Source organism: Ensifer sp. SSB1 (genome assembly GCF_016652895.1).
Classification (GTDB): Bacteria; Pseudomonadota; Alphaproteobacteria; order Rhizobiales; family Rhizobiaceae; genus Ensifer.
In genome coordinates, this window is record NZ_JAEPRP010000241.1 from 1 (window position 1) to 8,328 (window position 8,328).

General features: G+C 62.4%; 6 protein-coding genes and 1 pseudogene. All 7 read right to left on the reverse strand.

Annotated elements, in window-relative coordinates:
* A partial coding sequence (locus tag I8N66_RS34220; protein WP_291164037.1) for a glycosyltransferase occupies positions 1-582 on the reverse strand: 582 nt, incomplete at its 3' end.
* Positions 579-2,798, reverse strand: a complete 2,220-nt coding sequence (locus I8N66_RS34225) for a hypothetical protein (RefSeq protein WP_291164039.1) — start codon at positions 2,796-2,798, stop codon at positions 579-581. The genes I8N66_RS34220 and I8N66_RS34225, both read right to left, overlap by 4 nt.
* A 10-nt stretch (positions 2,799-2,808) precedes the next feature.
* Entirely contained in the window at positions 2,809-3,540 is a 732-nt protein-coding gene (locus tag I8N66_RS34230; protein WP_291164041.1) for a hypothetical protein, read from the reverse strand.
* 113 nt (positions 3,541-3,653) lie between these two features.
* The gene (locus tag I8N66_RS34235; RefSeq protein ID WP_291164043.1) at positions 3,654-4,916 is read right to left on the reverse strand and encodes a glycosyltransferase family 4 protein; all 1,263 of its coding nucleotides are present in this window, start codon (positions 4,914-4,916) and stop codon (positions 3,654-3,656) included.
* Positions 4,913-5,758: a class I SAM-dependent methyltransferase gene (locus I8N66_RS34240; RefSeq protein ID WP_291164046.1), complete on the reverse strand. Its 846-nt coding sequence runs from the start codon at positions 5,756-5,758 to the stop codon at positions 4,913-4,915. The genes I8N66_RS34235 and I8N66_RS34240 overlap by 4 nt, the downstream gene beginning before the upstream one ends.
* On the reverse strand, positions 5,755-8,007 hold the full coding sequence (locus I8N66_RS34245; RefSeq protein WP_291164050.1) for a glycosyltransferase family 2 protein: 2,253 nt from the start codon (positions 8,005-8,007) through the stop codon (positions 5,755-5,757). The genes I8N66_RS34240 and I8N66_RS34245 overlap by 4 nt, the downstream gene beginning before the upstream one ends.
* Positions 8,008-8,075: 68 nt before the next feature.
* Positions 8,076-8,328 (reverse strand): annotated as a pseudogene (locus I8N66_RS34250) (calcium-binding protein); the annotation flags it as partial.

Consider the following 8,328-nt stretch of genomic DNA (forward strand, 5'->3'; position numbering starts at 1 on the left):
GATGAAGGCGTCGGCAAGATTCAGCATGCCCCGCACGAAAAGCTCGCGGCGGACTAAGCGCGCCACCGGGATTTCGGGGAAGCACGTGTGGCAACTGATCGGCGAGGCGCCATTGCAAAGCTGACCCGAGGGTCGCTTTACCATTTGTCCGTGGTTGTGACAGATCGGCAGGTACTCATGGAAGGTCACGACGATGCGCGCTTTCGGCAGAGCGTCACGCACCGCATAGAGCGCTTCCAGCCCAAAACCCATGACATGGTGGAAGTGGACGATATCCGGCTTGATGTCTCCGACGAAGCGCAGGAGGTCCCGGCGGATTGCGTCGGTATCGCCATTGGACAGGAAGAAATGATCAAAGTCCTCGGCATGGTAGAGCACTTCATCCATCGCCAGGCGAAGACTCATCAGCGCCGACGCGCCGTGGCGCGGCACGGGATTGCCGACGCGGGCGAGGTAGATCGATTCGATACCCGGTAGGCCGTTCAATGCCTTGTGCAAGCCGTGGGAAGCGATCTCGGCGCCACCGAGCGAATGGGTCGGGTGGCCGTGCGAAACGACCAGCACGCGGAGTTTTTCACTCATGCCGAAACCTCGTTGTGGGCCGTTCCTTCTGTTTCCACCGTCTGCATCCAGCGACCGCGGAACAGCGTCTGATCGACACGCTTCACGTACCTCGCCGTGGCTGCCGAAACGGCACCGGATGCCTCATCCGATCCGAGCATTTGCAAGGTGGGCAGCCAATAGGATTCGTAACCCCTGCGGCTCAGCCCCAAGGCAAGATCCAGCCCCTTGAGAGACGCGCCGAGATAGGTGGGCGAAACACCGGTATCGTCGAGAAGTGCTGCGCGGGGCATGATGCAGCATTCGAGCGACGCGGTCTGCACCCGGGTCAGCTTCAGGCGGTTCACGGCGCCGACCGGATAACCAGCATAGCGGCTCGACTGAAGATGATCGGCACGGTCGAGCGAGGTGCTCCCGGCCCAGCGGATCGAATGATCTTCATAGGCAAGGGTCGGCGAGATGATGCTCCCGATCTTGGTTTCATAGTTCGCAACAAGCGTCTGATACCAACCGGGATTGGCGGGCGTAAGCGACGCTGACAGCAGGATGACGGTCTCATTGTCGATTGCCTCAGCCGCAGTCCGAGCCAGGTCGCTGGCATCGCCTGAACCTTCGACGGATACCAGACGCAGCGGCAAACGATAAAATTCCGCAAGCTGGCGGATACGGGCGGCGCGCCGGCGAAATTGCTCCGATGGTAGGACGAGCACGATCGGCGCCTGCCGCGTATGTGGATCGAGCGCCAGAAGTCCTAACAGCGGGGCGAAATCCTCCTCGGCGTCTCCCACGGCGACAAGGATTGCCGCTCCCTCAGCCTGATCGAAACGGCCTACATCGATGACGGTTTCGATCGTTGGTGCGTTCGCGCGCGCAGCGATGAGGAACGGGACGATCTGCCGATCGACGATATCAGGCAAGGCCCAACTGGTCGGGTCGATGGTGTTCAGCAGCCGCAGGGCCGCATGTCTTGCCGACAGCCGTGTCGGGTGAAGCGGCATATAGGCACGGCGGGAATCGCGCAGCGTCACTTCGAGGTGAAGCGGTGCTGCCGGATCGCCGACGAGGCCATCGGCGAAAGCGATGAAACCGTGCGAGCGGCGATGTCCAGATATTGCGCTCTTGAATTCCGGCCGGTCCGCAAATGCGTCTTCGACGTCCAGCCGTTCGGTGCGCGTCCAGGTTCCATCGAGACGCGCCTCAGCGCGCCCGCGCCGCAGCCGAACGCTTTGTACGTGATCGTCAGCATCAAGCATCCAACCCGAAATCAGAAAAGCGCCTTCATCGCCCTGGTACGTCGCGTCGACGCCGAGCCGGACGGGAAGGGGAAGGCTTGAGATCGTTTCTGTGCCGTCGAAGCCGTTGGCCGCTTCGCGCAGGCGCAACAGCACCTGCGGCGCGCTTTGGCTCTGAAGCAGCATCGCGCGAATATGTCCCGGCGTTTCAAGCGGTCCGGCAACGAACTTGCGCTCGTGAACGGCCAGGTAGCGCCAGGCGCTGCGGCCGCGATAGAATATGCCCTGGATGTCGCGGGCTCGCGGCAGGTCGTCCGCAGATAAGAGGCCCAGAAAGCCGACGGCATCTTCCGGTGCGTCGTTGCGTGGGAAAACCGCAATGTTGCAATCGGCGACCGACGTATTCTCGCCCCTGATGATGGCGCGGCAGACGCCGGCGGCCATGTCCTGCGCCCAGCCCTTGAGCGCGATCGCATCGTCGTGGCTTTCGCCGAGCAGCTCGATATAGCCGTCTCTTGCGGCTCCCGCCTTCAGCAGGGTCGTGATTGCGTTAAGCCTCCGCGGGTCGAGCGGCGGCTTCATCAACACGTCCACCAGGCGGCCAAGGACATGGACGACCTGCGGGCCCGCGAGCTCCTTCAGCACCGCTGCGACATCTCCGGTCGACACAGTGCGCGGCGCAACGATGTTGCGTTTGCCGCCGCCATCTTTTCCGAAACGCAGCGTTGTCGGCATACCGTAATCGCGATCGACTGGGACAAGCGCGGCGAAACCATGGGTGGCCGATCCTTGCGATGCAGCAAGCCGCCAGCCGATGATGGAGGCGATCGCCTGGATCGTCGTGTCTTCATCGATCTCCACCGGCAACTGATCTGCCAATGGGCCACCGGCGCCGATCACCAGCAACAGCGTTTCGGCAATCGGGCACACCACCACCCGTCCGCTGCGCATGATCCGGGCAAGCGGCGCGGGGCTCAGTGAAAGGGAAAGCTCCGAATTGGGCATGAGACGCGCCTTAAGTTCGCAGAAGAAGCGTCAGGATCGCCCCTGCGGTAAAGCCCGCAAGGACGAAGAGCAGCAGGAATGCGGGCTTCAAGTCGCCGTTCGAACGTTGCTTCAAGGTATTGAGGTTCTTTTCCATGCCGGCGACGACGCCATCGAGACGCATCAGGTGCACGTCGAGATCGGTCAATCGCTGGGTGATTTCCGAGCGCAGGCTTGCAACATCTTCGCTGACTGCGGCGAGCCCGGCAGCTTCACCTTCGTCGCCATCGTCGAGCTTCTGCCGGATGGCCGAGCGTTGCGAGACCTGAAGCTGACGCTGCGCCGCCATCAGCACATCGAGCTTGTCGAGGACTTTAGCGAGCGGAGCAGCGATCAAGGCCTCGGCCGCCTGTTCGTCAGGCTTCGGAACGCGAAGCGGCAGTTCGCCGCCCTTGTCTGTCGATGCCATGACAATCAGTTCGCCGGCGCGGGCACTTGCCAATTCCGGGAGCGCGATCTCGAAGGCGTGGTTGCCGTCGCCGATCCCGTTTCGCTTGAGATCGGGCCGGTTGCGGTCGGCGAGCGCCTCGGCGATCACCTTGCCGTCCAGGAGCACGCGGATGGCAAGCCTTTTCTCGGGCGTCTCGGGATCGAATGCCCAGCCGAAAACGCGGCCCTGGTCGATCGCGTCCACACGGCCCTTCAGGGGCTTTGCATTGTTTTGTTCCGGTGCGACATCCGGTTTGTCGGCTGCTACAGACATGGTCTTCCCCTAAAGCAATTCCAGCAAAAGTGCGTAGCGGTTTTGCGTCTGGAAATGCGTATAAACAAAAAGATAGAGCGATTTTCTATTGTTCTGTCTCAACTGGAAACGCTCTATGCCGCGGCGGTCCGTGCCGGCTCTATCGCATCGATGAGCGCAAGATAACGGCGGGCAGTGGTATCGATATCATCGGGTTTGCGGGCGTTCGCCGAAAGGCGGCGCCTGAGATCAGGATTCTCGGCAATGCGGCGCATGGCAGCGGCGAGGGCGCGCGGGTCATTGGGCGTAACGGTGAGGCCACTCACGCCGTCCTGAACCATTTCGGCCATGCCGCCGATATTGCTCGCGATCACGGGCTTGCGCTGGGATTGCGCTTCGCCGATCACGAGCGGCGCATTCTCCCACCAGATCGAAGGCACGATGGTGCAATCGACCGCGGCGATGAGGTCGGCAATATCCTCGCGCCTGTAGGCGCCGCGCTGCTGGACGGTCGGCGCCGTCTTCTTGAACAGGCGGGCGATCTCGTCCTTGAAGCCGTCGCTCTGGAACGGCGCGCCGCCGTGCACCCTGAGCTCAAAGCGCAGACCCTCGTCGATCAGTTGCCGCGCAGCCTCAAGCAGAACGGTGGTGCCCTTCCAGGGATTGAGGTTGCCGAAATAGCCGAAGATCGGCCGGTCGTTTTCCTGCCGATCTTTCCGCGCCGGCACGTCCCGCCGTGGTAACCCATTCGCGATGACGTCGATCTGTTCCCCGTCGAGCCCCCAGTCTATGTATCGCTGCCGCAGGAACTGGCTTGGCGACACGAAACGGTCGACAGTGCGCAACAAGGCTTTCAGATGCTGCTCGCGAAGCACGAAACGATCGAGCGGGATATCCTTGAAGCAAGCGTGGCAGCGGTCGGGCGTCGACTTGTGGCAAAGCTCCTTGCCGGTGGTGCGCACCATCAGGCCGTCATGGTGGCAAAGCTGATAGTAATCGTGCAGCGTCATCACGATGCGACACTCGGGCAAGGTCCGGCGCACGATGTGCGGAAACTCGGCGCCGAGAAGCAGCAGGTGATGGATATGGACCACGTCGGGCTGGAAATCACGCAGAAGTTCGGTGAGATCGGGGACGACGCCATAGAGGTCGATCTGGCTCATGAAGAAGCGGTCGAAATGACCAGACCACAACAGCACCTCGTCACCGGCGGAGCCGATCGCCTGGAAGCTCGTGCCCGGGCGCACCTGCCGATGGGTCTGGTTGGTGGCGCCGAGGAACAGCACCTCATGGCCGGCGCGTTGATAGGCACGGAAGAGGTCGTGCGCGAAAATCTCCGTGCCGCCCGGATGGAGCGCGGGATGATTGTGCGCCGCGACCAGAATGCGCTTCTTCATCCGTTTGCACCCCGGCGTTCGGCAACGAAGACATCCTGGTAGTGACCGGCATCCTGCCCGCGCCAATGGCCGAGCGACTTCAGGATGGTTGAAAAGCCCGCCCGCTCAAGCGCCCGATCGAGAAAGCCGTCATCGAAACCGACGGCGGCAAGCGGCGGCAGACCCGGCACGAACCAACAGGGGCCATCGCCGCTGCGATTGAAGCCAAGCCGCGGATCCCGCTTGCCGTTCTCGTTCTTCGCGGCCACGCGGTCGACCACGAATGCCGTCACGAAAAGTCGGCCGCCGGGCTTCAGCATCCGGCTGATCTCGCTGAAGTAGACAAGCACTTCGTCCGGCGGCAGATGGGTGACGATCGACGTCATGATCGCGAAATCGAACGTGCGGTCCTGGTAGGGGAGCTTCAGCGCCTTGCCGTTGATCTTGCCCATGGGATTGTAGAGCTCGTTGGCAATGTCCACATGCTCGAAAGTGAAGTTCTGGTAGACCGGAGTGATGGATTTGCGGCACCAGACGACACCGCCTTCGACGGGATCGACGCCGACGTAGCGGGCGCGATCGGCATCTAGATACTGTGTGAGCGGAACCGCCATCCGGCCGATGCCGCTGCCGATATCGAGCACGATGCTTTCCGGCCGCAATCCACCCATGCGGATGAAATGGCCCAGAAATTCGGCGCCGACCGCCCGGTAGTTGCCGTCTCCGACGAACACGCTGTTGCTGTCGGGCTGTGGCAGGAAACGATTGTTCAGTACCGTTTGAAGCATCCCGTCGATGCGGTCCTCGTTCGGCTGCGATGCCGTTTGCAGGCTGTCTGCGTGGCGAAGTGCGGGTTGGTTCATGCGGCGCTCCTGGCGGCAGTCTTGTGACCGCTCGGCGCAGCCGCCTCTTCGGCGCCGAGATAGGCTGGCATCAGTGTACTGATGTCGTCGTTCCAGCGTTCGGTGTGCAGCCATGCATTGTACTGGCTTGCGACACCGCGCGTATAATCCTGGCTGCGGCTGATCGACCGCCGCTCCAGGTGGTAGAGGCAGGCAGCCGGCTCGTAGACGATGTCGAAACCGGCCTGCCGGATCTTGAGGCAGAGATCGCTATCCTCGTAGTCACCGATCACGAAGTCCTCGGCATAACCGCCGACGAGCTCCCAGACTTCTCGACGCATCACCTGACATGCGCCGGTGATTCCGGGCACGACGCGCGCCTGTTGCGCGGGCGCATAGGCGCCGGGCATGCCCTTGTAGAAATGGTGGTTCAGCCAGATGTCCTGCTTGTTGCGGGCAAAATAGAGACCCGCATGCTGCAGGGACCCGTCCTCGAAAAGGAGCTTAGGGCCGATGGCGCCGAGCGACGTCTCGCTGAGCACGGGCAGTGCAAGCGTCTCCAGCCAGCCCGGCCCACATGGAATGACATCGGAGTTCAGCATGACGACGACGGAACCGCGGGCATAGCGCGCGCCGGCGTTGCATGCACGGGCATAACCACCGTTGCGGTTCATCACCACGAGCTTCATCGAAAGGCCGTGCAGCAGGTGAAGGCCGCCGAGCAGGTGTTCCGTCTCGTCGTGGATCTCAGGGGAATCGAGCACATAGATGATCTCGGCATTGGCGGCGACGAAGGGGTCGGTGGCAAGGCCCGAGAGCTGGAAGCGCAGGAAATCGAGAACGCGGTAGAGTGGCACGACGATCGAGACTAAAGGCGCCTCCAGCATCGGACCGAAGTCCTTCGTCTGATCGACCCTGATCGTCTTTCCCAGTCTTTGCTCCACGTCCTTGAGCGCAGGCGCCAGGATCGTGCGGAACGCCGCATCGACGGCATGCTGTGGCGGAACGGCCCTGAGGATGCGGTTGCGTTGTGTTGCGGGATCGAAGGGCTGCGGCTTCGGCACGAGCGCTTTGACGGCGCCGGAGACAAGCCGCATCTGGAAGCGGGGTTGAAGCAAGGCACCGAGCGGTTCGCGCATTGGCAGCCAGCTGACAAAGCCCGTTACATCCGTCTTCGAGCCTGCTTCCGCGCCGCGGGCCCAGCCGGGGAATTCATACCAGTTGCCGTCAAGCGGCAGGGCCGTACAGTCTTCCTGAAGATAGTCGATCCCTGAGAGCACACCGCTTGTGTCGCGCGTCCAACCGCCGACCAGGAGCCCATCAGGCAACGCGAGCGCGAGATCGATCTCCGCCCCCGGGTGGAGAGGAGATTCTCCAGCGTGGCGCGCCGGCAACGGCGAACGAAGCTGCAGGTCGGTCGCAAGCGCCGTACCGTTTTCAGGGATGGAAGAAAGGCAACGTACGACGAACTCGCGCAGGCCCGCAGCCGCGCCGTGCTCGGGCCACCATTCCTGGACGCTCGGGTAGCGCGAGCCACGATGGGCGATCTCGCGGATGGCAATCCCGCGCTTGCCCATGATCATCAGCGAAAGCGCCTGCGGAGCGCGCGGCGTTTCGACCACGAAGTGGCAACGGCGCCAGCCGCGCTCGGCCCGGCCGGTGATGGCAAATTGCTGCGGCAATGGCAGGACGGCATCGGCGCTCAGCGCATAGATCGCACTGATCTCGCCGAACTCGGCGCTGACGGTCGTCTCTGCCAGGTATCGGCCATGGGCAAGCCGGCACGAAATCGTCGCTGCACGCTGACCAAGGTTTAAGGCATGGATCGCGTCGTCGACCAGGCCAGTGAAAAACTCGTCTCGGGAAAGCCGGAATGCACTTCGCCAGACAGTGAGCAGGTTGTTGAGAAACTTGAAGCGTGCCTCCGGCACGAGTGCGGCGAACTGCACTGCCATGTCCAGAAACGGAAGCCGGCCAGCGGGCTCGAGAACAACCGTCTGAAGGACGTGGTGCTCCACGGCAATTTCTGCCAGTTCCCGCTCGTTTCCGGGGCGCATCGCCCAGAAGACACGCTGCCCGCCATCGGCGCGCGGAAGCGCCATGCTGACGAGGGGAACGAGGGACCGCGATGCTGAAAGTGCGTATTTGGTTTTCGCCGGCAGGTCTGCAGGTGCGTCCCATATCAGCACAGCAACATCGAGGCTGAGCCTGAATGCCGCAGCACTTGCGAATTCTTGGGCCAGGCTCCTGATACGGTCGTCTGCCGTCACGCGTTCCTCCTGAAGGACGAAAAGGGAGGGCGCCCCACATGGGAGGAAGTGGGGCGCGCCGGTCAATCTCAATGGATCGTGAAGTAGTGGTTCGGGTTCGCCTGGATGTCGTCGGCGTCCGCATTGACGAGCGTCAGCGTATCGCCATGACCGAAGTCGATGATCACGTTGCCACCAACCTGGGTGACGCGCGATGCCAGATCTTCTGGAGACGAGATATCGAGGCCGTTGATGTCCTTCGAAATCTGCAGCAGGTCTTCGCCGGGCGTGAAGTCGAGGATGACGTCGTTGCCGCCACCGCCGTCAAAGACGAACACGTCG